The organism is Curtobacterium sp. ME26, assembly GCF_903970945.1.
GTDB classification, from domain to species: Bacteria; Actinomycetota; Actinomycetes; order Actinomycetales; family Microbacteriaceae; genus Curtobacterium; species Curtobacterium citri.
The window spans coordinates 25577-51502 of record NZ_CAJCKG010000015.1 but is presented as its reverse complement, the minus strand read 5'-3'; the positions used below and the strand labels follow the sequence as shown (position 1 = coordinate 51502).

Here is a 25926-nt window from a genome sequence, read left to right as displayed (position 1 = left end):
TCGCGGTGTCTCGACGACCTGCGGGCGTCTCGGGGAGTCGCCGGCGTCGGGGACGCCCCTCGTCGAGGGCGGCCGTCACCAGCGGAGTGCGGTGAGGACCGCCCCGGCGGCCTCGACCGTCGCACGGGCGAATCGTCCGGGGTCGATGCGGCCGGGGCGGCCGAGCGCCGGGTCCCGCCGCAGGACCACGACCGCGCCGACGCCGCGGGCACGCAGCGTGCCGAGGTCCGGTGCGGTACCGCGTGCCGTGCGGTCCACGAGGACGACGACCGTGCGGGCGGGCAGCGACGGGTCGGCCGTGGCGGCGGTGTCGAGCGCGGCGACGGCGTCCGCTGCGCCCTCGTCGGACGCGCGACCGACGACCACGAGCGCGTTCTCCGGTGCCGCCGCCAGGTGTGCGGCGGGGAGCACGTGCGCGCCGGCGTCGTGCACCGCGTCGCGCGTGCTCGCCGGGTCGAGCCGGGGCAGCCGTGACGCGAGCTCGCCGCCGGAGTGGTCGGAGGCCTGCACGACCGCACCGCGCCGTGCACCGGCCGCGTCGACGAGGAGGGCGGCGACCGTCGTCGTCCCCGTCCCGCCGGACACCCCGGCGACGAGCACGGTGCGAGCGCGCTGGACGGCTGCCCGGCGGGTGCCGGGGACCGGGGGGAGTCCGGTCACGAGCCGTCCTCCACGAGCAGTTCGCCGTCGACCTCGGCCGCGAGGGCCCGGGCGATCGCGACGCCGACCTCGCCGTGCGCGCCCCAGGGCGCCCAGGCCTCGGTCCACCACAGCGGCGCCCGCAGCGTGGTCCACGGCGCGAGGCGACGGACCTCCTCCTGGTTGTCGACCCGTTCCGGGTGCTGCACGCTGACGTGCGCGGTGCCGTGGTCGTCGACGACCTCGACCACGGCGTCGCCGTCCAGCGACCGGACGCGCAGTTCCGGGTCGACCGAGGCGCCGGCGTTCACGAAGTCCACGAGCGACGGCGCCGTGGTGGAGAGCACGAGCAGGTCACGGGGCATCGGCCGCTCCCTTCGGGTCGAGGACGGTGGTCGCGGCACCGGTCGCACCGGCAGCCTCGGGTGCCGCCGCGGGGAAGTGGGCGACCTGCACGATCCGCGGCGGCGTCCCGCGACGGACCAGTCGGCCGCGTCCCGGCGGGAACTGCTCGGCGTACACCTTGGGGAACACCTGCCCCTCCGACCGCTCGCCGCTGAGCACCAGTCCGGCCGCGCCGGAGTCGCGCACGGACTGCAGCACGGAGTCGTACACGGCGCGCGCCGCACCGGCGACCGGTCGGGTCAGCACGAGGTGCAGACCGAGGTCGCGCGCGGACGGCAGGTAGGGCACCAGGGGAGCGAGCGGGTCGGTGCCGGCGGACGCCACGATGTCGTAGTCGTCCACGAGCACCACGATGCGGGGCCGCGGGCCCGTCGAGGTCCCGGCGGCGCGCTGCTCGAGCTCTGCCGCGATGGCCGCTGCGAGGCCCCGGGCGTCGCGGCCGTTGGCGGCGTGCCCGCCGAGGAACTCGTCCGGCGTGCCCGCGGCGGCCGCACCGCGGACGTCCATGAACGCCAGCACGAGCTCGTCCGGCGTGGCGCGCTCCACGAACCCGGCGGCGAGCCCGCGGAGCAGCGAGGTCTTGCCGCTCCGGGTGTCCCCGAACACCAGCAGGTGCTGGTCCTGCGCGGGGTCGAACGCGACGAACTCCATGGTGTCCTGCCGGAGCGCGAAGGGGACCGCGTCGGGCACGGCGAGCGGGTCGGGCAGCTCCGCGGGGTCGAACGACTCCGGGAGCAGTCGGATCGGCGCCGCAGCCGGGCCGCCCCAGCTGTCCGCCACGCGTCGGGCGAGCGCCTCGAGGGCGTCTCCGACGGCGTCGTCGTCGACGTCGTCGAGCACCGGCAGCGCCACCTGGCCGAACCGCTCGTCGCCCGTGAGGACGCGGCCCGGCTCGCCGGACTTCAGGGTCGCGGCCGCGGCGCGGGCGATGGTGGAGTCGGCCGGGTCGTTGAGGCGGAGCTCGAAGCGCTGCCCGACGAGCGGTTGGTTGGCCAGGCGCAGCTCGTTCCACCGCGTGAGGCCGAGCACGACGTGGATGCCGAAGCTCCCACCGCGCTGCAGCAGGTCGCCGAAGGCGTCCTCGAGCTCCTCGAACTCCGTGCGCATCGCGCCGTACCCGTCGACGAGCAGCACGACGTCCGCCGAGCCGAGCTCCGGGACGCGACCGGCGGCGTGCCGGGTGCGGAGCATCGCGAGGGAGTCGATGCCGTGGTCGCGGAACACGCGCTCGCGGAGGCGGATCATCGCCTGGAGCTCCTCGACGAGGCGCAGGAGCCGGTTGCGGTCGGCTCGCGTGGCGACGCCACCGACGTGCGGGAAGCCCTCGAGCCGCCCGAGCCCACCCCCGGAGAGGTCCATCCCGTACACGCTCACCTGACGGGGTGTCGTGGTCAGCGCGACGGACGCCGCGACGGTGCGGAGGAACGTGGTCCGGCCGGAGCCCGGCGCACCGATCACGGCGACGTGGCCGCCGCCCTGCGTGAGGTCGAGCACCCACGGGCGCTGCCGCTGTCGGGCGGGGTCGTCGAGGAGGCCGATCGGCACGGCGAGTCCCGCGGGGTCGGTCGGGGCCTGCGGGTCGAGCACCGCGCCGAGCGCCAGCCGGTCGGGGAGCGGGGGGAGCCAGACGGGGGCGGTCGCGCGGTCGGCACGGGCGAGGCGTTCCACCACCTCGTCCACGACGCTCCGACCGACGTCGGGCGTCTCGAGCACGGCTTCGACCGGGCCGTCGTCCTCGGCGGCGACGGTGTTGTGGACGGGGAGCTCGAAGGGCTCGGGGGCGTCGTCCTGCGCCGCGGTCACCGCGGTGGGGACGGCCTCGTCGACGGGGCCGGAGACGTAGCCCGACCGGAAGCGCGTGTAGACGCTCGTGTCGACCTTCAGGTAGCCGTAGCCGGGGACGGCCGGCAGGTGGAAGGCGTCGCCGGTGTCGAGCACGACCTGGCTCTCGGCCTCCGAGAACGTGCGGAGACCGAGCCGGTACGACAGGTAGGTGTCGAGCCCCCGGAGCTTCCCCGCCTCGATCCGCTGGCTCGACAGGAGCAGGTGCACGCCGATCGACCGACCGATGCGGCCGATCATGAGGAGCAGGTCGACGAACTCCGGCTCGGCGGTGAGGAGCTCGCCGAACTCGTCGATCACGAGGAGCAGGTGCGGCATCGGCGGGAGGTCCGGGCGACGGGTGCGCAGCTCGCGGTAGTGGGTGATCGACGGCGAGGAGCCCGCGTCGCGGAGCAGCTCCTGGCGTCGGCGGACCTCGCCGGCGATCGACGCCCGCGCCCGACGGGTGAGCTGGGGGTCGTCGGCAAGGTTGTCGATGAGGCCGGCGACGTGGGGCAGCCGGGCGAACGGCGCGAACGCGGCGCCGCCCTTGTAGTCGACGAGGATCATCGCGAGGTCCTCCGGTGGGTGCGACACCGCCAGGCCGAGGACGAGCGTCCGGAGCATCTCGCTCTTGCCGGAGCCGGTCGCGCCGATGCAGATGCCGTGCGGCCCCATGCCGAGCTGGGCCGACTCCTTGAGGTCGAGCAGCAGCGGGGCGCCGAAGTCGTCGACGCCGATCGGCACCCGGAGGAAGTCCCGCGGGGTGCGCGGACGCCAGGTGCGGTCCGGGTCGACGGCGGTGACGTCGGTCACGCCGAGCAGGTCCTGCACGCCGAGCGCGGTCGCCGACTCGGCGCGCTCCTCGGCGTCGGCGGACAGGCGCAGCGGCGCGAGTGCGCGGGCCACGGCGGTCGCGAGGGACGGGGACACCGGGTCGCAGACCGCCGGCTGGACGGGAGCGGGTTCGCCCTCCTCGACGTCCCGCGCATCGACGATCTCGAGGGTCGTCCGCTCGCCGGCTGCGTCGTCTGCCGGCTGGCTCGTCGCCGTGATGCGGACACGGACGTCGGACGGCTCGTGGAGGCGGTCCGCGACCAGGTGCACGACGGTGACCCGCAGGTCCTCCGGCCGGGTCTCGCCCTCGGGCAGCGCGAGCGGTACGGCGACGCCGCCGTGCTCGTCGGCGACGACCACCAGACGCGGCAGGTCGCTGCGGCGTCCGGCGTTGCCGGACCGTCGCCACATCGCCGCCGAGCGGGCCCGTTCGCCGAGCTCGCCACCGAGGACGCGCGCCAGCGAGGGGACGTCCGGCGCGACCCGGCGGGCACGCACCGGTCCGTCGAAGGTCCGGTCCATGCGGGCGTGCGGCAGCAGGTCGAACCAGGCCCAGTCCTCGGCACGCTCCTCGGCGAAGGCCGCGGCGAGGTGGAGGTCCTCGGGGGAGTGCAGCGCCGCGAGCTGGACCGTCAGCGCCCGGGCGACGGCGAGCACGGCCTGCCGGTCGCCGACCACCGAGACGTCGCCGGCCTCGTCGAGACGGACGGTGATGGGCATCGCGTGGACCGTGCCGTAGTGCTCGGCGACCTGTTCGAGCTCGGCGAGCATCAGCGGGTCGAGCGGCTGCACCGGGTTCTGGTCCGGCGGGACCACGAGGTCGAGCCAGCCGACGTCGCCGGAGCCGACCCGGACGCGCAGGAAGTCGCCGTGCGTCCGGCGGCGCTCCCAGAGGCGCGCGGGGTCGGCGACCACGCGCGGCAGGGTCTCCGGCGCCGGGTCGACGTGCTCGGCCCGCTCGCGGACCGCCGTCGTCCGTGCGCGGAGGTCGCCGCGGAGCTCCTCGAGGTGGTCGAGGTACCGCTCGCGCTGCGTCCGACGGTTGCGGACGGCGTTGCCGCGCTGCGTGAAGGCCATGCCGAGTCCACCGACGAGGGCGACGACGAAGACGAGCGCCGCGACGACCATGAGCACCGGGTTGTTGCCGCGCAGCACCACCATCATCACCACGGACGACACCGCGCCGACGACGGGCAGCAGGGACTGCAGCGGCAGGCCGCCGCTCGGACCCTCGGGGAGCTGCGGCGGCGGTGCCAGCTGCTCGGCCTCCGGTCGCACGAGCGGCGTGGACACGCGGGCGGGGCGGTGCACGATGCGGTTCACCGGTGTGCCTCCGGAGCGGGGCGACCGACGGCGGCGTCGACGAGGGCCGCGGTCAGGTGGACGAGGGCCGTGCGGACGGCTGCGGGTCGGGTTCCGCCGGCGCGCGACGGGTCCGACGCCACGGGGTGGACCTCGTGCCCCGGCCAGCCCGCCGCCGTCCGGGCCGCGCGGAGGCCCGTCCCCGTGGTGTCCACCGGGACGACGAGGACGCGCGTGCCCTCGGCGTGCCGTCGGACGGCCTCGGCGTGGGCGACGCCCTCCTCGATGCCGGCGCGGTCGGCACCGGTCACGAGGGCGACCACGTGTGCGTCCGCCGCCACCGACCCGAGGTCGACGAAGGGGGACCGCGATCCCCAGTCGCCGACGACGACGTCGAAGAAGCGTGCGATCGGGTCGACCGCCGCCGCCCACTCGGACGGCGAGGCCTGTCGAGACGGGCTGCGCGGGTCGCCGGTGCGGAGCACGTGCAGGCCCGCCGGGGTGACGGGCAGACCGTCGAGGGCGTCCCACGACGTGCGTGCCACCCGGCGGCGGTCCGACGCGGGCGTCGGGTCCGTGACGGGCGATCCCGCGTACGCCGCGAAGGACCGGGACCCGGCCGCGCCGTCGACGCCGAGGACACGTCCGGGGCGCCGACGGGCGAGCACCGTCGCGACCGCGGCCGCGGTGGCCGAGCAGCCGGTGCCCCCGCGCAGCGAGGCGAAGGCGATGCGGCGGCTCGTGGGGACGCCCTGGCAGATCGCGCGGTGGGCGTCGTCCAGCTCGCGTGCGCCGCCGGCGACACTGCCGAAGAACGCCCGGCCGAGCGCGGGCACCACGTCGTCGATGAGTCGCATCGTCAGAACGTCTCCAGGAGTGCCTCGAACAGCCCGAAGGTCCCGAGCAGCAGGGGGAGCAGGACGACCACCGCGATCGTCTCGAGGACGTTGCCGGCCGAGCGCAGGCGAGCCCGGGTGTGCGCCGCCGGTCGGACGCCGGCGAGCACCGCACCGAGGACGGCGACGCCCGCCAGGAGCGCGAGCACGAGGACCGGGTGCGTGACGGCGTGTGCGACGAGTCCGAGGACCGCGGCGACGAGCACGGCGCTCCAGAGCAGCACGCCCTGCAGCGCGAGCGGGAACGCGCGGGTGCGCAGGGCCGCCACGAGCACCGTCGCCGTCCCGAGCCCGACGGCCCACGGGTCGCCGTCGGCCAGGAGCGCTGCGCCGGACAGTGCCAGCGGTGCGGCGACCGCGGCGGTCGTCCAGTCGAGCGCGCGGTAGGAGTCGTCGAGGGCCCGGACGACGCGCTCGCGCTGCACCCTGGTGCCGGAACCGACCTGGTCGTCGAGTCCGGTCAGTCCCGCCGACGACATCGCGACGGCGGGCAGCAGGCCGCACACCGCGACGGCGGCGACCGCGACGACACCCCAGCCGGCCGCCTGCGGAGCCGGTGTGGTCCACGCGACCATGCCGAGTGCGGGCAGCACGACACCGACGACCGACGCGACCCCGACCGAGCGGTTCCGCGCTCCGACCCCGAGGCCGAGTCCGAGCGCGAGCCACACCCAGACGAGCACCACCGCAGCGGTCATCGCCGGACCGTCGCCGTCACGACCGACGAGCGGCCCGACGGCGAGTCCCAGCGGCAGGCCGAGGCCGGTCGCCGCGGCGGTGCAGGCGATGCCGGTCCACCGAGCGCCCGCGCGGCCGGCGACGACCGCCGCCAGCGCCAGGACCACGCCGAGCACGACGAGCACCGCGGGCACCACCGCCGGCGACGCCGACCCGCCGGCCAGCGCCGCACGGATGCTCGCGACGGTGGAGACGGCCACGAGCAGCAGCCCGGCCACGGACGCCGACGCCCCGAGGGCCACGGCGGCGACGGCCTGACGCGCGGCATCGCCCCAGCCGTCCTGCCGACGGCCGAGCGAGTCGGCCACGGCATCGGTCACGTCGGACACCTCGGGCGGCGGCGGTGCGTCCGCGCGACGGACCAGGTGCAGGACCTCGCCGTCGGCGATCTCCTGCGCGGCGGCGTCCTCGGCGAGGGAGACCTCCTCCCCGGTCACGCGGACGATCGCCACCGGCTGCGCGCTGTCCGCCACGGGCTCGTCGAGGATGTCGACGAACCGCGGCAGCAGCCCTGCGAAGGGCTCGTCGGAGGCGACGACGACGTCGGCACGACGCCCGACCCCGACGACGGTCACCCGGGTGAAGTCGGTCACTTGACGATCTCCTGTTGCTGTCGTTGCTGGGCGGCCGCCTGCTCGGCGAGCGCGTTCGTGACGAAGGAGTACCCGAGGCACCCGACGCCGACGACCGCGGCGAGCACGATGCTCCCGACGAAGCGCTTCACGTTGTCGTTCACGACCCGTCGGTCGGCGAGGCGGCCGAGCACGAACGCCTGCCGCAGCCGGCGTCGGTGCGTCGCGACGCTCTCGAGCAGGACGGCGTCACTGTTCCGTGGCACGGCGTACCTCTTCCCTCGTCCGGTCGTCCAGGCCGACCGCATCGGCCACGCGGTCCGCGCCGACGTGCTCGACGACCGCGGCCAGCTCCTCGACGGCGTCCGCGCCGTCGCGTCGGCCGAACGGCAGGACGAGCGCGGGGATCCGGGGCTTGCCCGCCACGATCGCGCCGAAGCGCTCGCGGAACACCTCGACGTCGAGGCCGAGGTCCCGCACGGCCGGGGCGCCGAGCAGCATCGCGACGGGACGCGGGGCGGCGGCCAGGCGCGGTGCCTGGGCGAGGTCCGCACGCCCGGGGCGGCGGAGGACGAGCGCGAAGAGCGGCAGCTGCGCGGCGGCGAGCCGGCCGAGCACCTGCGGCACCGCGGCGACCCGGACGGCCGTCACGTCGCCGCCGACCGGTCCGACCGCCAGGAGCCCGGTCGTGAGCTCCTCGACGCCGAGGTCGGTGCGCTGGGCCGTGACGGTGAGGGCGACGGGCGCGTCCGCGGAGCCGACGACCACCAGCCGGGTCGGGTCCGGCATGCGACTCCGCGCCGCCTCCGTGAGGGCGCGACGGTCCCACGGGCGTCCGGCCGGCTCGTGGGTGCCCCATCCCGACGGTGCCCCGCCGGCGAGCTCGGTCGCGAGCAGCTCGGCGGTCGTGCCGAGCACGGTCTCCGCAGCGGCACGGTGTCGGACGGAGACCGACACGACGAGCTGTTCGGTGCGGAGCTCCTGCGGCCGGAGGAACCCGACCGCGACGTCCTCGACGCTCGTCGGCGGCGGCAGCCGCAGGGCGTCGGTGAAGTGCTCGAGCCGTCCGCCGTCGAGCCCGTTGCGCAGGCCGTCGTCGCCGCGGACCGCCCACGCGCCGCCCGCGTCGGTCAGCGCCTGGCGGTAGGCCTCGGTCAGCACGGACAGTCCGTCGGTGACGAGCACGGGGCGAGCCCCCTCGGTCGCCGCCCGTCCGAGCAGGTCTGCCTGGGCGCGGCCGAGCCGGACGACGGCCGCACGGCTCTCGGTGCGGATGCTGCCGTCGCCCGCCGAGTCCACCAGCGGGTGCGGGGCCTCCGGTCGGTCGTCCCGGGCGTCCTTCCGGCGGGGTCGGTCGAGCCACGCGGTCACGAGGGGCTCCCGATCCGGTCCACGACGAACGCGTGGTCGCCGATGCGCACGGTCGTGCCCGCCGACACGGCCAGGTCGACCCCGGCCACGAGGTCCTCGAAGGAGGAGTCCGCGCGGACCACCGACGTGCCGTTCGTCGAACCGAGGTCGCGGACGAGGAGTCCGCTGCCCGACTGCACGAGGGCGACGTGCGTCTTGGACAGGGTGCGCGAGAGGTCGGGCACCGCGACGACCGCGATGCCGGGCTCGGCCTCGGGGTTGCGCCCGACGACGCACGTGCCGTGGAACCAGTGCACGGTGCCCGATTCGAAGCGCAGCACGACGGCGTCGTCGGGCGCCGGCTCGGTCGGTGGTGCCGCGGGCGACGCGGCGGTCGCGGGGCCGACCGTGGTGCCGTCCGCACCACCCGCGCGACGGGTGGTGTCGTGGAGGGCCGCACCCGGGCCTCCCGTCCGGCCGTCGGCGTCGTGTGCCGGTGCGGAGACGGGGCGGACCCCTGCCGCGGCGACGGCGCCGAAGGCGGTGCCGAGCGGCGGGAGCGACGGCGTCAGCGGATCACGTCCGCGACGGAGGGACGCGGTCAGCGTGCCGGTCGCGCGGGCCCAGGGCCCGGCGGCGGCGACGTGGTGCGGGCCACGTCGGAGACGACCCAACTGCGTGGAGGGTCCGGCCGGCAGCGCGTCGTCGACGTCGACGACGCGGGTCCGCAGGACCAGCCCACCCGGTCCACGCCCCGTCCTGGAGGCGCGGCCCACCACGACCGCGGCCGTCACGACGACGCCCACCACGCCACCCACCACGAGGGACACGACGGGTCCGGCCGGCGACACGACCGCGTGCGCGAGGACGAGGAGGAGTGCGCCGAGCGCACCGCCGAGCAGGCAGGTCACGACGTCGAGCAGGCGGGCCAGGGTGACGGCTCCCGTGGTCGCGACGACCACGTCGCGCAGTGCGTCGTGCTCGGCGCCGCTCACCGTACGGCCGAGCAGTGCACCGCAGTCGGTGCAGAACCGTTGCCCGGGCGACGACGGCGCGCCGCACCGTCCGCAGGTCGTCACGGGGACGACCGTCTCGACGACGAACGACATGCCTCACCTCCCATCGGCACGTCGATCATGTCAGACCGAGGGGGTGACTCGTGCTGGCCTGTGGACTATGGTGTTGGCGTTCGCTGTCACCCGTTCACGGGGTGGGGGAAGAGCCGTCGTCCGGAGTACGGATGACGGAACAGACAGAGAGGATGCGCGATGAAGTTCGCCATGGGGGCCCAGGTCCTCACCAACCTGACCAAGCAGACGTCCGGTGCCTCGGGGGACCTCGGCACGCTCGTCCGTCGCCTCGCCGACTCGGCCGAACCGCTCCAGGGCCGGTTCAACGGTGCCGGCCGTGCCGCCTTCGACCGCTTCAAGGCCGAGACGGACACCATCGCCAACGAGCTGAACGGCGCCCTCGCGAGCGTCCTGCAGGGCATCTCCGGCATGGACCGCTCCTTCCAGGAGGGCGACCAGGACATGGCGCAGTCCACGAGCTCGCTCGAGGGCAGCTCCAACTTCGACGCGGCCCGCTTCAGCGGTCGCGCCTGACGGATCTCCGGGGAGAGGGAGGACACACCATGAGCGGTGGCAACCAGGCAGATCGTCGCGACTACGACGTGGCGGCGTCGCAGAACGCGCAGGACAACTTCAACGCCGTCGCGGCGCAGCTCGAGGCGCTCATCGCCCAGCGCGACTCCGACGTCAAGGCCGCGATGGCGGACTACCAGGCCGACGGGGTGTCGGACGAGTACCACGCCAAGGAACAGCGGTGGAACACCGTCGCGGGCGAGGTCAAGCAGATCATCGCCACGCTGCGCTCCTCGCTGCAGTCGAACGACGAGTCGGCGCAGTCGGCGATCAGCAAGGCGAAGTCGGCCGTCGGCAACATCGGCTGACGTGGTCGACGGCTGGCGGGTCGACCCCGCGGGGGTCGAGGCCGTCCTGCAGGACGTCGCGTCGAAGAGCACGACGATGACCGACGCCCTGGGCGGGTCCGAGGACGGATCCGTGCAGGGCGTCGGCGCGGTCGTGCAGGACGCTGCGACGGCGGCGCAGTCCCAGGTGATCGGTGAGGCGCTCGCCGGGTTCTTCGAGGAGCGGCAGGCCACGCTGACCGGGATCCAGGACCGGATCAGGGCATCGCTCTACGGCGCGGCGGGCGCCACGCAGGCGATCGTGCAGGGGGACGACGAGATGGGTGCCGAGACGGCGCAGGCGAACGCGATCGCGGCTGCGTCGGACGGGAAGTTCGACGCCTTCGACGGGATGTTCGACCGGTGAACGCGGTCGTCGAACCGGGGCAGATCCCCTACACCGACGTCGTGCTCAGTGGCATCACGAGCGGCGCGACGAAGCTCCGCACGGTCGCGTCCGCGGTCCGTGACGGGACGGCGGACATCGTCACCGCGTGGGGGCGCATCTCCGGCTCGTACGAGGGGCCGAGTGACCAGGAGCTCTTCGCGGTCATGACCCCGATCGGGCCGCAGGGCACCACGTTCGGGGACGACCTCGACACCGCCGCGGGCGCACTCGACGACTTCGTCGACGAGGTCACCCCGATCGTCGCGAAGCTCAAGGCGTACAAGGTCCGCGCGGAGCAGCTGGTGCGCGACGTCGCGGCCTTCCAGCCGGTCACGATCCAGACGATGGACGGACCGGTCACGCAGACCGAGTCGTGGGACCAGGACGAGACCCTCAACGGCGAGAACAACGACATCATCAACGGGGTGGCGAACCGCGTCGTCGAGTACCAGGCGGCAGAGCGGAAGTGCGCGAACGCGATCCGCGCCCTCAACGGCCTGCCGCCGCTGCACGCAATCGGTGCAACGGGCAACGAGTCGCTGGGCTACGGTTACGACGAACTCCCTATGGGTACCGAGCTGCCGTGGGGGACGGCGGAGTCGCGCAAGGAGTCCTGCGCGGAGAAGACGACGTGGTTCCTGCCGAAGATGGTCAAGGGCGTCGTGTGGGACGGCGTCCTCGTGGGGACCATCGGCGGGCTCGGCGAACTGGTCGGCATCCGCGACTGGAAGTGGAGCGCGGACAACTTCACGGACACGTGGCAGAGCCTCGGTGGGCTGGTCGGCTACGACAAGGAGACCGGCGAGTGGGGTGACGGCGACCTCGCCGGCGAGACGTGGAAGGCGATGGGGAAGGGCACGGTCGCCTGGGACAAGTGGGCTGACGACCCCGGGACCGCGTTCGGCGAGTCCCTCTGGAACGTCGGATCGATCCTCATCCCCGTGGCGAACGTCGCGGGCAAGGCCGGCACCGCCGGCAGGGTCGGATCGATCGCGTCGGGGATCAGCAAGGCCGATCGGCTGCTCGAACTCGCGGATGCCGGGGCCTGGGCGTCGAAGGGCCTGACGAAGGTCCTGCCGAAGCTCACCGATCTGAAGTCGGTGCTCGGACGCGGCTTCGAACACGTGTCGGACGGGTTCAGGACGAAGATCGCCGACTTCACGACGAACCTGAAGGAGTGGCGGCAGGGGACGCACGTCGACGCGGAGAGCAGAGCCGATGGGCCTCCGGTGCGGACCGAGGGGAACGCGGACGCGTCGGTCGGTGCTGATGCGCACGCCCACACGGACAGCGTGGAGTCGAACGCGCCGGCACCCGTGCGCGAGCCGGCGTTGGTCGGTGGCGGGCACGGTGAGAGCGCCGCGGTCCACGGCGGCGGCTCCGACTCGGGATCGAGCGGTGGCGGTGGTCACGGGACCGATGCGCCGACGGACGGGTCCGGGGGATCCTCCGGTGGCCGTGAGCACGGAACTGATGCCGGAGCCAGCGACCCGCCGCCCCCGCACCAGTACGATCGGTCCACTGACCCGGTGTTCTCCGACGATGCCAGCGGACCCGGTTGGGAGCGCGACGACACGAACCGAGGGGACGGAGTGCGGGCCGATTACGGTCAGCCGCATCTTCACCTGGGTGATCTCGGTGAGCAGTACCGACCGCCGGACGACCCGAACTACACGGGCTCCGGGATGAGCGACGAGGTCCGGGCGATCGTCGATGACTGGGGCAACCCGAACGGCGCCTACGGCAAGGACGCCGACGGGAACTACCTCACCCGGGATGACTGGGAAGACCGGTACATCGACTGGAACGGGCAGTACCAGTCCTACGCGCCGGAGTACCCGGGCAACGCGGGAGCTGTTGCCGGCCACCGCGTCGACTGGACGGACCCGCAGTTGTTCGTGCAGCAGTACGGTTCGCAGCTGGACCGGCTCGGCAAGGAGTCCGGGAACTTCTTCTCCTTCCCCGGGACATCGTTCGAAGAGCGTGCGTTGCCGCCGTCCAACCTCAGCGATGCGTACTCGAAGTACGACTTCGATGCCGCCGCGTTCGAAGGCAAGGGGCTGAAGATCGAGGTCAGCAAGATCGCTCCGGCGTTCGGACATCCCGGCGGTGGACTGCAGGTGCGGTTCTTCAGGCCGGGAGATCCGCTGCAGTTCTACTCCGTGAAGCAGCTCAAGAATGAAGGGATCCTGTCATGACCGTGCACGGAGCGGGGGAATTTGTTGACCTCGACCTGCTTGAGGACGTGCTGCGGAGAGCGGGGAACGACCTCGTCATCTGCGAGCCGCAGCGAGTGCAGTACGGCGACTACGAAACGCTGCAGCGATACACACCGTCGAACGGCGAGGTGATCGAATGGCGTGGCAGTCGGGGGTCGGGTGCGCTGACCGGTACACGTTTCGAGTCGGCCGCAGACGCGGAACGCTGGATCGTCACGGACGCGTGCGGGTACATCCGTGACGCCCTCGGCCTACCCATCGCGCACTGGCTTCCAGACCAAGAGCATGAGCTGTCGGAGGGGTTCACGTTGCAACCAGACGGCGACGGCGTCCTTCTCACCTGGGCGGCTTCCGGTATCGAACGCTGCGCCCGATTCGGCGGCCCCAGCCCGACCGTCTCTGCCTTGCACTTCTCGACTGTTGCGCGGATGCGCGTGGATGAGATCGAAGACTGCGCGCTCCAGCTCGATGCACGCGCAGCGTTCGCGGCCGCGGTGTCGCCTACTTCGCGCTGTGAGCCCCGGTCGTCCCGCTGATCCACCGGAGCGCGCGGCACAGCGCGATGCTGCCATGAGTGACGGAAGCATCGCGATCTCGTCGGTTCAGTCCTGAACCACGATCCTCTGCAGCGCGCCGCTGACGAGCAGGTCACGGATCGTCTCTGCACCCTCGGCGATTGAGAAGCGGATCGCGCCGCCGGGATGCCCGAACCAGGGCAGTGTGATCTGAGCGTGAACGAGGACGTTGTCCATCGTCACGTACGGGTGCACGGTCGAGGGTAGTGACAGCGCTGTCGGCGGAAGCGCTCGCGATTCGAATGATGCAGCGTACGGGTTGAGCAGCCAGCCGTCGGGACCACCGACTCGGTCCACGGGGATTCCTGGGGGGAGCTGAATGAGGACCGCACCGCCGCTGGACTGGATCTGTCCGGCCAGTGCGGGGAGGTACCGCTCAGACGAGTCTCGGAGGCTGTCGAGTTCACGGCGTGTCATCACTCGGGGCGCAGGGATCGGCCGGCGGAGGAAGGTCCGCAGCATCTCCGCTGCGCTGTCCTCGTCCTCTGCGCGTCCGATCAGCCGCGCCTGGCCGTAATCCACGCACTGCAACTCGAAGCCAGCTTCGGACGGCTCGATGCGGAGCGCCCCTTCCAACGGTGGCCCGTCAAGGACATCACCGGGAAGCGCGACGAACCGTGCGGTGAACCCGGAGCGATCGAGTTGCTCGCGGAGCGAAGAGAATGCCACCCGATCAGCGTAGCGACTGCTGAAACGTCACCCAACGAGCCCAGCAACGGGCAGCCGTCGTCGGAGCGGCTGGTCTGCTGCTGGCGCGGCTCTGGGGAACGAGCGCGCTCACGAAATCGGCGGACCCTGGGGGCGAGGACATTCGTTGGTCATCGACGCAGCGCGCAGCCACGCAGAGGCTCGTTCCCCGCGCGAAGCGGTCGACGGAGGTTCCTCACGCAAGCAGACTCGCGGCGCACCGTCCACCTCCTGACGAAGCACTGGGTCGCCCCCGAGTTCGGCACCTCGAAGATGGACGGCAGTACCACCAGTACGAAGTCCCGCGCGGTGTCGGTGACCTCCGAGGTGCGTACGATTCGCTCGACGGTGACCACAAGGAACTGATTGACGCGTTCCTCCAAGGTCGAGGCAAGACCGAAGATGACCTGGAGACGCTCGAGACCTACCCAGGCGAGCTTGCAGCAGTTGATCGCTTCGGTTCTCCTGGAGGTGCAGTGCGAGTGCAACTCGCACTGCCCGTCGAGTTCCTGCAGGTCCTCGGCATACTCCGCGAACTCCCTTGATGATGAGACGAAGGAATCCCATGGATGACATCGACGCCACGCGCGAGCTCTCCTCGGCGGAGGCCGCGGGCGTGCCCTTCCGCTGGATGGAACAGCCCTCGAACGATGTGAACACTGCCTGCATCTACGAGACGATCCACGGTTGGCGAGTGTCAACGACGGACGAACGGGCCACGGAGGAATCCGTGCACGACTACGTCGACCGCCCAGCGGCCGTGGACGACTTCGTGAGCCGTGTCCAGGGGCTCGTTCGGTACCGAGAACTCCGCAAGAGGCTCCTTGGTCGTTGAGCTTGGCGACGCCCACCCCTGGGTGATCTCGGTGAGCAGCACCGGCCACCGGAACGGATGGTCCATCCCGGCGTCGGTCTGCAGATGCAGATGCCATTGACCGTTGAACTGCTCGGGGAGCCAAGACTGATCGAGAGGATTCAATGAGCAGGGCAGAGGTGAGATCTCTGATCGCGCGGGAGGGGCTCGACGCAGGCGTGTGGTTCGCCGACCCTCATGCGGCACCGAATCGAGTAGTCGTGGACGAGGTCGACAACAGGTTCAGGGTCTACGTGACGTCGGAGCGCGGATCGGCGGACGGTATCCGGTACTTCGACGATGAATCTGAGGCATTGGAGAAGTACGTGCGCCTCCTGCGCATGCAACAGCGGCTCCTCGACCGGGGTGTCATCTGAGGTCCGTTCGATCTTCATGACGCCCGAAACCGGCGACCTCCGCGTGACCGACGCATCGAGCGCGAGCATCGAGTCCGGGATGGCGCCGTCAGTGATGAAGGCCTGGCAGACCGGCGGCGATCTCTTCCGTGTGATCGTGCCTGTTGACCCGCCCACAGCTCGTCTACCGACGATCATCGGTGCAGGAGGGGCGGAGCATTTCGTGCCAGGCGGTCGAACGGCGGTGAAGATCGTCGGAGACTTCTTCGTCAACGAGACGCGCGAGTTCGTGGTGGACGGTACTGTGCCGATGCCACCTGGTCCCGTGGTCTTCAAGCTACTCGACAGCGGGCACTGGGAGCCCGTCCTCGTCTACGGTCGAACGAGGGCGAGAGCAAGGAGTCAACGTGTCAGACGGCAAGGCACCTCAACGTCTCGCTGATGCTGTGCAGTCTGCCCGGGCGGGCGGAATCGACTTCCGTGGGCTTCTCGGCGCGTTCGTTGCCGCACAGGTTCTCGTTCCGTCAGGCGCGGCCCTGCAGGATGGTCGAGGGGAGTTCCAGCCTGTGATCTATCCAGTCGGGGATGTGTCCTACATGGCCGTGTTCTCAGTGCTCGAACGTGCGTCATCACTTGGCGATCTAGCGCCTTACGTCACGACAATGAGTGGTCTCGATGTCCTGCGTCGCGCGCGACCGGGGACCGGCATCGTGGTGGACGCCGGGTACCCGGACGGTTTCCAGGTCGACCCTGGAGTTGTCGAGGCGATAGTGGCTAGTGCGCCGAGTCCTGGTGCGTGAACGGGCGCTGCTGATGCAGGATGTGACGCCATTCCGCGACCAGGGTTGTAAGTACTGCCGTGAGTTCTGGATTTCTCACTCCGACCAGCCGAAATTGATCGGTGTGAGTCTCGAGTACCAATGTCATCTCTATCGCTGCGGGATGTGTCAGTCTTGGTGGGAGTACGGGCTGAACCATCCGCACGTGATCGACCGGGAGCTTGCCGACGCCATTGCCGCCGACATCGTGCAGAGTTCTTCCTGATCGGTGCGGCCTGCGAAAGGCACCGCTGAGCGGTGACGCGCTACCCGCTCTGCTGTCGGAAGCGCACCCTTTCGAGAGGACAACAGGTCCTCCTCGAGACTGTTGAACTCCTTCGAGAGTGGGACCGATGGGGAGGATTCAGGAATGACCTTGCGGCCATGACGACCTTGCAGCGCGAGATTGCTGGCTCCGCCCGGTTCGCCGGTCCCGGCGGCGGGATCCAGATCAGGCTTCCCCTGCCGGTAGAGACGCTCGAAGTACTGGGCCTGTCACGCGAGTTGGACCAGGAAGGACATGGCACACGGACGAGATCGATGCAACGCGACACTTGGTCGTGGCGGAGTCCGCGGGAATCGGCTTCAACTGGCTGCGTGCCCCGCACAACGACATGAATGTGTCATCCATCTACGAGGTTGACGGGCGTCGGGTGGTCTCGACGACCGACGAACGAGCGTCGGAAGAAGCCGTGCACGAACACGCCGACTACGAGTCGGCTTTGAAGGACTTCGTGTCTCGGGTGAACGCTTCAGTGAGTCTCATCGAATGGCGTCGGAGTAAGGAGAAGCGTTGATCTGAGCGGCCCACGGAGAACCTGTCGTCGGAGTGTGGCGACGGGCAGCTTCGGTCAGCGAGCGCCCCGGGACCACTGGTTCCCGCCCTTCGCCAGATCCATGTACCACTGGTACAGATTGCTCTGCTCCGCCATCAGCGCCGCGTACAGCGCTCGTACCTCGCCCCGCGGCGAGAGCGTCAGGTAGCGCTCGTCGTCGAGGATCGAACCGATGCCAGCCCGCACCTCGTGGTAAGCGTGGTTCTGGTCGCTGGCGTCGACGAAGTGCTGCATCTCCTCGAGGTAGCTGCGGAGGACTTCCATGTAGATCCCGCCGGCCAGCCGCTTCTCGGCGCGCTGCTGGCCGGTACGGAAGAGCCGCGGCGCGCCCTGCGCGACTGCACCGACGAAGGACTCGGCCGCTGGCGAGGTCGGGTCCACCGGCCCGTGTGCGAGGCACTTCTCGAAGCCTCTCGACGCGGCGTCTGAGCCCTGGCCGAGCTGCACCGCATCGTCACTGCGTTCCTTCGTGACCCTGATGGCATACGCCGGACCGGATCCGAACTTCTTCCACGCGGGGAACGATGCGCGTCGTTGCGCGACCGGCGGTGCAGACGCGATCCACCATCGGAGCACTGCCCGGATCCGGTCCTCGTCGTCGACGTGCACGACCGTCGAGTCGATGGCGTCGTACCAGTCCCGCATGAGCTCGAGGAGCAGCGCCCCGTCGTGCCGGAACGTGAACTGGAGACTCATGGCCCGATCGCGGCTCGTCACGCCAGCAGGATAGCGGCGTACCGTCCCCCTCATGACGAAGCACTGGGTCGCCCCCGAGTTCGGCGGCAGCGAGGTCCTCGAGTACGTCGACACCGAGGTGCCCGCCCCCGGCACCGGCGAGGTCACGATCGACGTCCGCGCCGCCGGCATGAACCCCGCCGACACGAAGCACACCCGCCAGGGCGACCCGGCCGACCTGCCGATCCCGGTCGGGTACGAGGTCTCCGGCGTCCTCAGCGCGATCGGCCCCGACACCGAGATCGCGTCGGGTGGGGGAGCGGTCGGCGACGAGGTCCTGGCCTTCCGCGTCGAGGGCGGCTGGGCGGAGCGCATCACCGTCCCCGCCGCCGACGTCTTCGCCAAGCCCGCGTCGCTCGACCACCCGCAGGCGGCGAACCTGCTGCTCGCCGGCACCACCGCCGCCGACATGATCCGCGTCACCCGCGCCGAGGGACGCGACACCGTCCTGGTGCACGGTGCGTCCGGTGCGGTGGGCGTGGCCGTCCTCCAGCTGCTCCGTCCGCTCGGCACGCGCGTCATCGGCACCGCCTCCGAGCGGAACGCCGACACCGTCCGCCGCTTCGGCGGCGAGTGGGTCGCGTACGGCGACGGCCTGGAGGCGCGCATCCGTGACCTCGCACCCTCCGGTGTCGACGTGGCCCTGGACTGCGTGGGGACCGACGAGGCCGTCGACGTCTCGCTGGCACTCGTTGCGGACCGGTCCCGCATCGTGACGATCGCGGCCTTCGGCCGCGCGCAGCAGGACGGGTTCGCGGCCGTGGGCGGTTCGCAGCCGGAGAGCCAGGCCTTCCGGGACTCGGTCCGGCAGCGGTTGATCGACCTCGCCGCGTCGGGCCAGCTCGAGGTGCCCGTCGCGCGCACGTTCCCGCTCGCCGACGCGAAGGACGCCGCCGAGGTGCTCGAGTCGCAGCACCCGGGCGGGAAGCTCGCACTGATCCCGTGAGGGTGCTCGGTTCTGGTTGACTCGACGGGTACGTCGCACGACCGAACACCACGAGGGGGATCACGTGAGCGACCAACGACCGTCCGACCGACCGGGACCGACCGAGCCACCGTCGGCACCGCAGTACCAGCAGCCGCAGTACCAGCAGCCGCCGCAGTACCGACCGCAGGACGCGGCGCTGTTCGAGCGCTCCGCGCCGGTGGGGTCGGACGGGCGCCCTCCGCTCTGGGCGCCCTGGTACGGCATCGGCTTCGTCCAGGCGTACGCGCGCTACTGGAGGAAGTCCGTCCGCTTCGACGGGCGTGCGAGCCGGAGCGAGTTCTGGTGGGTGTACCTCTGGAACGTCGGGATCTCGATCGTGCTGGGAGTGGTCTGGGGCGTCGGCTTCGCCCAGTCCGGCCGTGAGACGTACACGACGCCGTCCGGCGTCGAGACGGTCGTCACCGAGCCGTCCGCGCTCTACCTGATCATGGGGTACGTGGGGACCCTGTGGATCCTCGCGATCGTGCTGCCCTCGCTCGCACTGGCGTGGCGACGACTGCACGACGCGAACCTGGCGGGTCCGTTCTTCTTCCTCGGCCTGGTCCCGTTCTTCGGCGGCATCGCGCTCCTCGTCCTCTACCTGCTCGACTCCAAGCCCGCGGGCGCCCGGTTCGACCGACCGGAGGGATCGCGGTGACGAACGGCGAGCAGCACGACCGGAACCCGTACCAGCAGCCGCAGCAGTCCGGCCAGCAGCAGCCGTCCGGCCAGCCCTACCCGCAGCCGTACCCGCAGTACCAGCAGCAGCTCCCGATCCCGCGGGACGAGAGCGGAGCCCCGCCGCTCTGGGCGCCGTGGTACGGAGCGGGATTCCTCGACGCGTTCACCCGGTTCTGGAAGAAGTACGCCCGCTTCGACGGCCGCGCGAGCCGCAGTGAGTTCTGGTGGTGGTTCCTGGCCGACGCCATCGTCGTGGTGGTCCTGCTCGGTGCGTACTTCGCGTCGCTCATCGTCTGGGTGTCCGACGCCACCACGACGGACGAGTACGGCACCACGACCTCGACCGGCGGGTTCCCCGGCGTCGCGCTCCTGTTCGCCGGACTGTTCGTGCTCTGGAGACTCGCGATCTTCATCCCCTGGCTCGCCCTCGGCTGGCGCCGCGTGCACGACGCCGGTCTCGCCGGACCGTTCTGGCTGATCTCCTTCGTGGGGGCGGGGATCGCCGGCATCGTGTTCGGGTGCCTCGAGCCGAGCCCCGCCGGGGCGCAGTACGACCAGCCGGACGCACCCCGGCCGCCGGCCTGACCGACCGCGACACGACGAAGCGGCCCGCCCCGAGAGGGGTGGGCCGCTTCGTCGCGTCGCGGGTCGAGCGGCGTTCAGACCACCCGGAGGCGGACCAGGGAGCCGTCCACGACGAGGTCGCGCACCGTGACGGACCGGTCGGCCGTCTGGAAGCGGAGCGCGCCTCCCGGCTGGTCGAACCAGGGCTGGACGAACGTGACCGTGACCATGAACGGCCGCTCCACCAGGTAGCGGTGCACCTCGGGCGCTGCCGCGACGTGCGGCGGCAGCGACCGCTGGGGGAGCGGGGTGTCGAGCGGGTGGAGGAGGTAGCCGTCCGGACCGCCGACGCGGTCGACGGGCACACCCGCCGGCACCTGGATGGTGAGCCCCTGCGGACCGGCCTGCGCCACCTGCTGCGCGAGCTGCGGGTACGTGGTGGCCGCACGGTCGCGGAACCCGTCGAGCTCGTGCCGGGGGATGTCCCGCGGAGCCGGGAACGCCCGGTTGAGGAACCGGCGGAGCATCTCCACCGCGTCGGCCTCGCCGCGCGCCGTGGCGAGACGACGGGCCGTGCCGTAGTCGACGACCTCGAGCGCGAAGTCACCGTGCTCCTCGGCGGGGACGACGCGGAGCGCCCCCTCGACCGGCGGCTCGGTGAGCGTCTCGCCGGGGAGCTGCACGTAGCGGATCGTGTAGCCGAGCTGGTCCAGGATGGGGCGGGTCTCCGCGAACGTCATGCGCGCGAGCCTACCGGCCGGTTGCATGCCGTTCGCCGAGACGCCGCCGCGAAGGCGGTGCGAGGAGGCCTCACACGCCGCCGCGCATGATCGCCTGCTTGACCTCGGAGATCGCCTTCGTCACCTGGATGCCGCGCGGGCACGCGTCGGTGCAGTTGAAGGTCGTGCGGCAGCGCCACACGCCCTCCTTGTCGTTGAGGATGTCGAGGCGCACGTTCGCGGAGTCGTCGCGGGAGTCGAAGATGAAGCGGTGCGCGTTCACGATCGCGGCCGGGCCGAAGTACTGCCCGTCCGTCCAGAACACGGGGCACGACGAGGTGCACGCGGCGCAGAGGATGCACTTCGTGGTGTCGTCGAAGCGGGCGCGGTCGGCGACGGACTGCACGCGCTCCTTGCCCTTCTCCGGCTTGCTCGACGCCTGCAGGAACGGCTGGACCTCGCGGTAGGACTGGAAGAACGGCTCCATGTCGACGACGAGGTCCTTCTCGAGCGGCAGGCCCTTGATCGCCTCGACGTAGATCGGCTTCGACACGTCGAGGTCCTTGATCAGGGTCTTGCACGCGAGCCGGTTGCGGCCGTTGATGCGCATCGCGTCCGAGCCGCAAACGCCGTGCGCGCACGAGCGGCGGAACGTCAGCGACCCGTCCTGCTCCCACTTGATCTGGTGCAGCGCGTCGAGGATGCGGTCCGTCGGGAGCATCATGACGTCGAAGTCCTGCCAGCGCGGCTCGTCGTCGACGTCCGGGTCGAACCGGCGGACGATGATCGTGACCGGGAACGAACCGGGAGGGGCGCTCTGCACGGTGTCGGTGCGCGGGCTGTCGGAGACCAGGGTGTCGGTCATCAGTACTTCCTCTCCATCGGCTGGTACCGGGTCACCACGACGGGCTTCCAGTCCAGCGTGATGTGGTCGTCGGCGAGCGACGAGTGCGGGTCACCCGTCAGGTACGCCATGGTGTGCTGCATGTAGTTCTCGTCGTCGCGCTTCGGGTAGTCGTCACGCATGTGGCCGCCGCGGCTCTCCTTGCGGTTCCGCGCCGAGAACACGACGACCTCGGCCAGGTCGAGCAGGAAGCCCAGCTCGACCGCCTCGAGCAGGTCCGTGTTGAAGCGCTTGCCCTTGTCCTGCACGGAGATGTTCAGGTAGCGCTCGCGCAGCTGGTGGATCGTCTCGGTCATCTTCGCGAGGGACTCGTCGGTCCGGAACACCTGCGCGTTCTTGTCCATCTCGTCCTGCAGCTCCTTGCGGAGCACCGCGATCCGCTCGGTGCCGGTCGAGGCGCGGAGCTGGTCGAGCATGCCGCGGACGCCGGCGGCCGGGTCCTCGGGCAGGGGCAGGAACTCCGCGGTCTGCACCCACTCGGCGGCGTTGTTGCCGGAGCGCTTGCCGAACACGTTGATGTCGAGCAGTGAGTTCGTGCCGAGGCGGTTCGAGCCGTGGACGGACACGCAGGCGCACTCACCGGCGGCGTAGAGGCCGGGCACGACCGTGGTGTTGTCGTACAGCACCTCGGCCTTGGTGTTCGTCGGGATGCCGCCCATCGCGTAGTGCGCGGTCGGCATGACGGGGACCGGCTCGACGACGGGGTCGACGCCCAGGTACGTGCGGGCGAACTCGGTGATGTCGGGGAGCTTGGTCTCGAGGACCTCGGCGCCCAGGTGCGTGCAGTCGAGCAGGACGTAGTCCTTGTTCGGTCCGGCGCCGCGACCCTCGGCGACCTCCTGCACCATGCAGCGCGCGACGATGTCACGCGGTGCGAGGTCCTTGATCGTCGGGGCGTACCGCTCCATGAAGCGCTCGCCCGAGGCGTTGCGGAGGATGGCGCCCTCACCGCGGGCACCCTCGGTGAGCAGGATGCCGAGGCCGGCCAGGCCGGTCGGGTGGAACTGGAAGAACTCCATGTCCTCGAGCGGCAGGCGCTTCCGCCACACGATGCCGACGCCGTCGCCGGTCAGGGTGTGCGCGTTCGAGGTGGTCTTGTACATCTTGCCGAAGCCGCCGGTCGCGAAGATCACGGCCTTGGCGTGGAACACGTGCAGCTCGCCGGTCGCGAGTTCGAACGCGACGACGCCGGCCGGCTGCTGGCGCGTGACGCCGTCCTCGCCCACGACGTCCACCATGACGAGGTCGAGCGCGTAGAACTCGTTGTGGAACTCGACGCCGAGCTTCACGCAGTTCTGGAACAGCGTCTGCAGGATCATGTGGCCCGTGCGGTCCGCCGCGTAGCAGGCCCGACGCACCGGGGCCTTGCCGTGGTCGCGGGTGTGCCCGCCGAAGCGCCGCTGGTCGATCTTGCCCTCGGGCGTGCGGTTGAACGGCAGCCCCATGTTCTCGAGGTCGATGACGGCGTCGATCGCCTCCTTTGCCAGGATCTCGGCGGCGTCCTGGTCGACCAGGTAGTCACCGCCCTTGATCGTGTCGAAGGTGTGCCACTCCCACGAGTCCTCCTCGACGTTCGCGAGGGCCGCGGCCATGCCGCCCTGCGCCGCTCCCGTGTGCGACCGCGTCGGGTACAGCTTCGAGATGACGGCCGTCTTCGCCTTCGGGCCGGCCTCGATGGCGGCCCGCATGCCGGCGCCGCCTGCGCCGATGATGACGATGTCGTGCTGGTGGTGGTGGACGGTGGTCTCGGTCACTGGGGCCTTTCAGGGTGGGTCAGCGCGCCGGCAGGGGTGTGCGCGGCGTGCTCGGAGGTCGTGGCGGCTGGTGCGTTCGCTGCAGTGCGGGCGCTACTGCGCGGGGCAGAACGACGGCAGGTCCGCGGCGGCCGCGCCGGCGGGGCACGGGTCGAAGGTCCAGCAGACGAGCAGGCCCAGCACGACGAGCGCGACGCAGGCGATGAGCACCGCGAGCAGCAGGGTCTTCCGGACGGCGGGCTTCGCGACGTAGTCGTTGATGATCGTCCGCATGCCGTTGGAGCCGTGCACCAGGGCGAGGACGAGCATCAGCGAGTCCCAGACCTGCCAGAACGGGTTGGCCCACTTGCCGGCGACGAAGGCGAAGTCGATCTGCTTGACGCCCTCGCCGGCGACCATGTTGACGAAGAGGTGGCCGAAGATGAGCACGACGAGCAGGACGCCCGAGGCGCGCATGTAGATCCACCCCCACTTCTCCCAGTTGGTGGTGCGGCGGGCAGCGGCGGCGGAGCGCGGGGGCTCGACGGTCTGTGTGGTCATGGCTGGTTCCGTCCCTTCGCCTACTGGAAGTCCGCGACGAGGTTCATGAGCTGGCGCGGGAGGAAGCCCGCGATGAGGACGGCCCACACGACCATGACGATCCAGAACATGGCGCGCTGGTACCGCGGACCCTTCGACCAGAAGTCGACCAGGATGATGCGCAGACCGTTGAGCGCGTGGAACACGATCGCCATGACGAGGGCGATCTCACCGAGGTTCATGATCGGCGTCTTGTACGTGCCGATCACGGCGTTGTACGCCTCGGGCGACAGCCGCACGAGCGCGGTGTCGAGGATGTGCACGAGCAGGAAGAAGTAGATCGCGACACCGGTGATGCGGTGCAGCACCCACGACCACATCCCCGTGGAGCCGCGGTACAGCGTCCCCTCCAGCTTCCGAGAGGCGCGGGGCGCCTCGATCGTCACCTTAGGTTCGACCAACGTCGTCCCGCCTGCGGTCTGCTCGGCCATGAGCTCGGCCCTCCCATAGGACGGGCTCGCCGATCGGCGAGCCCTTGCCGTTCGTGTTCGTGTGGAACACGTCCCATCCTATGCGCGTGCGCTGACACTCTCGTCCCACCCGGCACGGACCGCGCGCGTCGCCGTGGGCACGGCGCCGATCGTGCGGGCGGTGTCGTGGTGTGCGAGGAGCTCGTCGCCGACGGCCTCCCAGGTCGTGCCCTCGACCCGGAGCCGTCCGGCGGAGCCCATGCGCGCGGCGGCGTCCGGGTCGCCGAGGACTCCGAGGACGGCCCGGCGGAGGGCCTGCGGGGCGTCCGGGTCGTACAGCTCGCCGTCCAGACCGGGCGCGACGAGGTCGATCGGGCCGCCAGCTGCGGGGGCGACCACGGGCAGACCGCTGGCGTGCGCCTCCTGCAGGGTCTGTCCGAACGTCTCCGCGGGGCCCGTGTGCACGAAGACGTCGAGCATCGCGTAGGCGTCGGCGAGGGCCTCCCCGCGCAGCGGGCCGGTGAAGGTGACGTCGAGGTGGCGCAGCCGCCGCTCGAGGGAGGCCCGCGCCGGACCGCCGCCGGCGACCACGATCCGGACGCCGGGGATCCCGCCGAGCTCCGCGAGCCGTTCGACCTCCTTCTCGGGTGCGAGCCGACCGACGTACCCGACGATCGTCTCGCCGCCGGGCGCGATCCGGCGACGGGCCGCGCGCACCGCCGCCGAGCGACGTCGGTCCGGGCGGAACAGGTCGGTGTCGACACCGCGGCCCCAGCGGGCGACGCGGGGCACGCCGTCCTCGGCGAGCATCGCCGCGGTCGCGCTGGACGGGGCGAGCGTCAGCGACGCCCCGGCGTGGATGCGACCGAGGATCCTCCTGACCAGCGGGACGGTCGCGGTCAGGCCGTTGCGGCGGGCGAACCCGGCCACGTCGGTCTGGAAGACGGCGACGGAGGGGATGCCGAGCCTCCCGGCCGCCGTGATCGCGCGTCCGCCCAGCAGGAAGGGGCTGGCCGCGTGCAGCACGTCGGCGCCGGAGGCGGCGAGGATCGTGTCGAGCACGGGGTGGGGGAGGGCGACCGGGAACTGCCGGTACGCGACCGCCGGCACCCGGTGGACGTCGAAGGAGCGGTACCGCTCGACCCGGGTCCTCGAGCGGAACTGTGCGAGGCCGGGGGTGTCCGGCGCGATGACGACCGCGCGGTGGCCGCGGCGCTCCAGGTGGTCGAGGACCGCCAGGACACTGGTGGTCACGCCGTTGAGGGTGGGCAGGAAGCTCTCGGTCACGACGGCGACGGTCCGCTGGGACGTGCCGCGCTCCACGCTGCGTGCGCTCATGGTGCTGCCCATGG

The 25926-nt window shown here is 71.5% G+C and carries 30 protein-coding genes; 14 read left to right on the top strand and 16 right to left on the bottom strand.

The window, feature by feature from the left end:
• Positions 1–75: 75 nt before the first annotated feature.
• Genes H7A69_RS08155 through H7A69_RS08120 form a run of 8 tightly spaced genes read right to left on the bottom strand, consistent with a single transcriptional unit; the run spans position 76 to position 9669 of the window.
• Positions 76–660, bottom strand: coding sequence for a hypothetical protein (locus H7A69_RS08155; RefSeq protein WP_182046587.1), 585 nt, complete (start codon positions 658–660; stop codon positions 76–78).
• Complete coding sequence (locus tag H7A69_RS08150; protein WP_182046586.1) at positions 657–1004, bottom strand: hypothetical protein; 348 nt, start codon at positions 1002–1004, stop codon at positions 657–659. The genes H7A69_RS08155 and H7A69_RS08150 overlap by 4 nt, the downstream gene beginning before the upstream one ends.
• A complete protein-coding gene (gene eccCa / locus H7A69_RS08145) occupies positions 994–5025 on the bottom strand; it encodes a type VII secretion protein EccCa (protein ID WP_182046585.1) in 4032 nt (1343 codons plus the stop codon). The genes H7A69_RS08150 and eccCa overlap by 11 nt, the downstream gene beginning before the upstream one ends.
• The gene (locus tag H7A69_RS08140) at positions 5022–5861 is read right to left on the bottom strand and encodes a hypothetical protein (RefSeq protein ID WP_182046584.1); all 840 of its coding nucleotides are present in this window, start codon (positions 5859–5861) and stop codon (positions 5022–5024) included. Before H7A69_RS08140 ends, eccCa begins: the two co-directional genes overlap by 4 nt.
• Before the next feature lie 2 nt (positions 5862–5863).
• Positions 5864–7231: an EsaB/YukD family protein gene (locus H7A69_RS08135; protein ID WP_182046583.1), complete on the bottom strand. Its 1368-nt coding sequence runs from the start codon at positions 7229–7231 to the stop codon at positions 5864–5866.
• Complete coding sequence (locus tag H7A69_RS08130; protein ID WP_069712200.1) at positions 7228–7476, bottom strand: hypothetical protein; 249 nt, start codon at positions 7474–7476, stop codon at positions 7228–7230. The genes H7A69_RS08135 and H7A69_RS08130 overlap by 4 nt, the downstream gene beginning before the upstream one ends.
• Positions 7460–8581, bottom strand: a complete 1122-nt coding sequence (locus tag H7A69_RS08125; RefSeq protein WP_182046582.1) for a DUF6177 family protein — start codon at positions 8579–8581, stop codon at positions 7460–7462. Before H7A69_RS08125 ends, H7A69_RS08130 begins: the two co-directional genes overlap by 17 nt.
• Positions 8578–9669 (bottom strand): FHA domain-containing protein, encoded by a 1092-nt coding sequence (locus H7A69_RS08120; RefSeq protein ID WP_182046581.1) that lies wholly within the window; start codon positions 9667–9669, stop codon positions 8578–8580. The genes H7A69_RS08125 and H7A69_RS08120 overlap by 4 nt, the downstream gene beginning before the upstream one ends.
• A gap of 159 nt (positions 9670–9828) precedes the next feature.
• Between H7A69_RS08120 and H7A69_RS08115 the strand changes: the two genes are divergently transcribed.
• Genes H7A69_RS08115 through H7A69_RS08095 form a run of 5 tightly spaced genes read left to right on the top strand, consistent with a single transcriptional unit; the run spans position 9829 to position 13672 of the window.
• Positions 9829–10164 carry a WXG100 family type VII secretion target gene (locus H7A69_RS08115; RefSeq protein ID WP_069712202.1) on the top strand — a complete coding sequence of 112 codons (336 nt, stop codon included), beginning with the start codon at positions 9829–9831 and terminating at the stop codon, positions 10162–10164.
• A gap of 29 nt (positions 10165–10193) precedes the next feature.
• Complete coding sequence (locus H7A69_RS08110; protein WP_069712203.1) at positions 10194–10511, top strand: pore-forming ESAT-6 family protein; 318 nt, start codon at positions 10194–10196, stop codon at positions 10509–10511.
• 1 nt (position 10512) lies between these two features.
• Complete coding sequence (locus H7A69_RS08105) at positions 10513–10896, top strand: DUF6507 family protein (protein ID WP_182046580.1); 384 nt, start codon at positions 10513–10515, stop codon at positions 10894–10896.
• Positions 10893–13115: a TNT domain-containing protein gene (locus H7A69_RS08100; protein ID WP_182046579.1), complete on the top strand. Its 2223-nt coding sequence runs from the start codon at positions 10893–10895 to the stop codon at positions 13113–13115. The genes H7A69_RS08105 and H7A69_RS08100 overlap by 4 nt, the downstream gene beginning before the upstream one ends.
• The gene (locus H7A69_RS08095) at positions 13112–13672 is read left to right on the top strand and encodes a hypothetical protein (protein ID WP_182046578.1); all 561 of its coding nucleotides are present in this window, start codon (positions 13112–13114) and stop codon (positions 13670–13672) included. Before H7A69_RS08100 ends, H7A69_RS08095 begins: the two co-directional genes overlap by 4 nt.
• A gap of 66 nt (positions 13673–13738) precedes the next feature.
• Here H7A69_RS08095 and H7A69_RS08090 read toward each other — a convergent pair whose 3' ends face one another.
• Complete coding sequence (locus tag H7A69_RS08090; RefSeq protein WP_182046577.1) at positions 13739–14380, bottom strand: TNT domain-containing protein; 642 nt, start codon at positions 14378–14380, stop codon at positions 13739–13741.
• A gap of 583 nt (positions 14381–14963) precedes the next feature.
• Between H7A69_RS08090 and H7A69_RS08085 the strand changes: the two genes are divergently transcribed.
• The 6 genes from H7A69_RS08085 (at position 14964) to H7A69_RS08060 (ending at position 17222) form a co-directional block, all read left to right on the top strand.
• Positions 14964–15233, top strand: coding sequence for a hypothetical protein (locus H7A69_RS08085; RefSeq protein ID WP_069712208.1), 270 nt, complete (start codon positions 14964–14966; stop codon positions 15231–15233).
• A 143-nt stretch (positions 15234–15376) separates the two neighbouring features.
• Positions 15377–15628 carry a hypothetical protein gene (locus H7A69_RS08080; RefSeq protein ID WP_141718884.1) on the top strand — a complete coding sequence of 84 codons (252 nt, stop codon included), beginning with the start codon at positions 15377–15379 and terminating at the stop codon, positions 15626–15628.
• A 16-nt stretch (positions 15629–15644) separates the two neighbouring features.
• A complete protein-coding gene (locus H7A69_RS08075) occupies positions 15645–16049 on the top strand; it encodes a hypothetical protein (RefSeq protein ID WP_182046576.1) in 405 nt (134 codons plus the stop codon).
• Complete coding sequence (locus H7A69_RS17645; protein WP_182046575.1) at positions 16015–16407, top strand: SseB family protein; 393 nt, start codon at positions 16015–16017, stop codon at positions 16405–16407. The genes H7A69_RS08075 and H7A69_RS17645 overlap by 35 nt, the downstream gene beginning before the upstream one ends.
• Positions 16385–16651 (top strand): hypothetical protein, encoded by a 267-nt coding sequence (locus tag H7A69_RS08065; RefSeq protein ID WP_182046608.1) that lies wholly within the window; start codon positions 16385–16387, stop codon positions 16649–16651. Before H7A69_RS17645 ends, H7A69_RS08065 begins: the two co-directional genes overlap by 23 nt.
• A gap of 334 nt (positions 16652–16985) precedes the next feature.
• Positions 16986–17222 carry a hypothetical protein gene (locus H7A69_RS08060; protein WP_182046574.1) on the top strand — a complete coding sequence of 79 codons (237 nt, stop codon included), beginning with the start codon at positions 16986–16988 and terminating at the stop codon, positions 17220–17222.
• A gap of 54 nt (positions 17223–17276) precedes the next feature.
• Here the strand turns inward: H7A69_RS08060 and H7A69_RS08055 are convergent, their stop codons facing one another.
• Entirely contained in the window at positions 17277–17957 is a 681-nt protein-coding gene (locus H7A69_RS08055) for a hypothetical protein (RefSeq protein WP_182046573.1), read from the bottom strand.
• 52 nt (positions 17958–18009) lie between these two features.
• Between H7A69_RS08055 and H7A69_RS08050 the strand changes: the two genes are divergently transcribed.
• The 3 genes from H7A69_RS08050 to H7A69_RS08040 all read left to right on the top strand — a co-directional run bounded on the left by H7A69_RS08050 (position 18010) and on the right by H7A69_RS08040 (position 20229).
• A complete protein-coding gene (locus tag H7A69_RS08050) occupies positions 18010–18942 on the top strand; it encodes an NADP-dependent oxidoreductase (RefSeq protein ID WP_182046572.1) in 933 nt (310 codons plus the stop codon).
• A gap of 64 nt (positions 18943–19006) precedes the next feature.
• On the top strand, positions 19007–19621 hold the full coding sequence (locus H7A69_RS08045) for a DUF805 domain-containing protein (RefSeq protein WP_259346143.1): 615 nt from the start codon (positions 19007–19009) through the stop codon (positions 19619–19621).
• Entirely contained in the window at positions 19618–20229 is a 612-nt protein-coding gene (locus H7A69_RS08040; protein ID WP_259346142.1) for a DUF805 domain-containing protein, read from the top strand. Before H7A69_RS08045 ends, H7A69_RS08040 begins: the two co-directional genes overlap by 4 nt.
• A 74-nt stretch (positions 20230–20303) precedes the next feature.
• Here H7A69_RS08040 and H7A69_RS08035 read toward each other — a convergent pair whose 3' ends face one another.
• The 6 genes from H7A69_RS08035 to H7A69_RS08010 form a co-directional block, all read right to left on the bottom strand.
• Positions 20304–20948, bottom strand: coding sequence for a TNT domain-containing protein (locus H7A69_RS08035; RefSeq protein WP_182046571.1), 645 nt, complete (start codon positions 20946–20948; stop codon positions 20304–20306).
• 70 nt (positions 20949–21018) lie between these two features.
• Complete coding sequence (locus tag H7A69_RS08030; RefSeq protein ID WP_066655113.1) at positions 21019–21792, bottom strand: succinate dehydrogenase iron-sulfur subunit; 774 nt, start codon at positions 21790–21792, stop codon at positions 21019–21021.
• Positions 21792–23585, bottom strand: coding sequence for a succinate dehydrogenase flavoprotein subunit (gene sdhA, locus H7A69_RS08025; protein WP_069712215.1), 1794 nt, complete (start codon positions 23583–23585; stop codon positions 21792–21794). The genes H7A69_RS08030 and sdhA overlap by 1 nt, the downstream gene beginning before the upstream one ends.
• Before the next feature lie 93 nt (positions 23586–23678).
• A complete protein-coding gene (gene sdhD, locus H7A69_RS08020) occupies positions 23679–24125 on the bottom strand; it encodes a succinate dehydrogenase, hydrophobic membrane anchor protein (protein WP_182046570.1) in 447 nt (148 codons plus the stop codon).
• Positions 24126–24145: 20 nt separating this feature from the next.
• Positions 24146–24595: a succinate dehydrogenase, cytochrome b556 subunit gene (gene sdhC / locus H7A69_RS08015; protein ID WP_083263831.1), complete on the bottom strand. Its 450-nt coding sequence runs from the start codon at positions 24593–24595 to the stop codon at positions 24146–24148.
• A gap of 78 nt (positions 24596–24673) precedes the next feature.
• Positions 24674–25912, bottom strand: a complete 1239-nt coding sequence (locus tag H7A69_RS08010) for a glycosyltransferase family 4 protein (RefSeq protein ID WP_259346141.1) — start codon at positions 25910–25912, stop codon at positions 24674–24676.
• Between the last annotated feature and the right edge of the window lie 14 nt (positions 25913–25926).

Excerpts from the sequence above, each read along its gene's own strand:
- H7A69_RS08115 (WP_069712202.1), top strand. The coding sequence starts at position 9,829 with ATGAAGTTCGCCATGGGGGCCCAGGTCCTCACCAACCTGACCAAGCAG.
- H7A69_RS08050 (WP_182046572.1), top strand. The coding sequence starts at position 18,010 with ATGACGAAGCACTGGGTCGCCCCCGAGTTCGGCGGCAGCGAGGTCCTC.
- H7A69_RS08055 (WP_182046573.1), bottom strand. The coding sequence starts at position 17,957 with ATGAGTCTCCAGTTCACGTTCCGGCACGACGGGGCGCTGCTCCTCGAG.
- sdhD (WP_182046570.1), bottom strand. The coding sequence starts at position 24,125 with ATGACCACACAGACCGTCGAGCCCCCGCGCTCCGCCGCCGCTGCCCGC.
- H7A69_RS08150 (WP_182046586.1), bottom strand. The coding sequence starts at position 1,004 with ATGCCCCGTGACCTGCTCGTGCTCTCCACCACGGCGCCGTCGCTCGTG.
- H7A69_RS08110 (WP_069712203.1), top strand. The coding sequence starts at position 10,194 with ATGAGCGGTGGCAACCAGGCAGATCGTCGCGACTACGACGTGGCGGCG.
- H7A69_RS08010 (WP_259346141.1), bottom strand. The coding sequence starts at position 25,912 with ATGAGCGCACGCAGCGTGGAGCGCGGCACGTCCCAGCGGACCGTCGCC.
- H7A69_RS08075 (WP_182046576.1), top strand. The coding sequence starts at position 15,645 with ATGACGCCCGAAACCGGCGACCTCCGCGTGACCGACGCATCGAGCGCG.
- H7A69_RS08120 (WP_182046581.1), bottom strand. The coding sequence starts at position 9,669 with ATGTCGTTCGTCGTCGAGACGGTCGTCCCCGTGACGACCTGCGGACGG.
- H7A69_RS08095 (WP_182046578.1), top strand. The coding sequence starts at position 13,112 with ATGACCGTGCACGGAGCGGGGGAATTTGTTGACCTCGACCTGCTTGAG.
- H7A69_RS08035 (WP_182046571.1), bottom strand. The coding sequence starts at position 20,948 with ATGACGTTCGCGGAGACCCGCCCCATCCTGGACCAGCTCGGCTACACG.
- sdhC (WP_083263831.1), bottom strand. The coding sequence starts at position 24,595 with ATGGCCGAGCAGACCGCAGGCGGGACGACGTTGGTCGAACCTAAGGTG.
- H7A69_RS08080 (WP_141718884.1), top strand. The coding sequence starts at position 15,377 with ATGAGCAGGGCAGAGGTGAGATCTCTGATCGCGCGGGAGGGGCTCGAC.
- H7A69_RS08085 (WP_069712208.1), top strand. The coding sequence starts at position 14,964 with ATGGATGACATCGACGCCACGCGCGAGCTCTCCTCGGCGGAGGCCGCG.
- H7A69_RS08140 (WP_182046584.1), bottom strand. The coding sequence starts at position 5,861 with ATGCGACTCATCGACGACGTGGTGCCCGCGCTCGGCCGGGCGTTCTTC.
- H7A69_RS08030 (WP_066655113.1), bottom strand. The coding sequence starts at position 21,792 with ATGACCGACACCCTGGTCTCCGACAGCCCGCGCACCGACACCGTGCAG.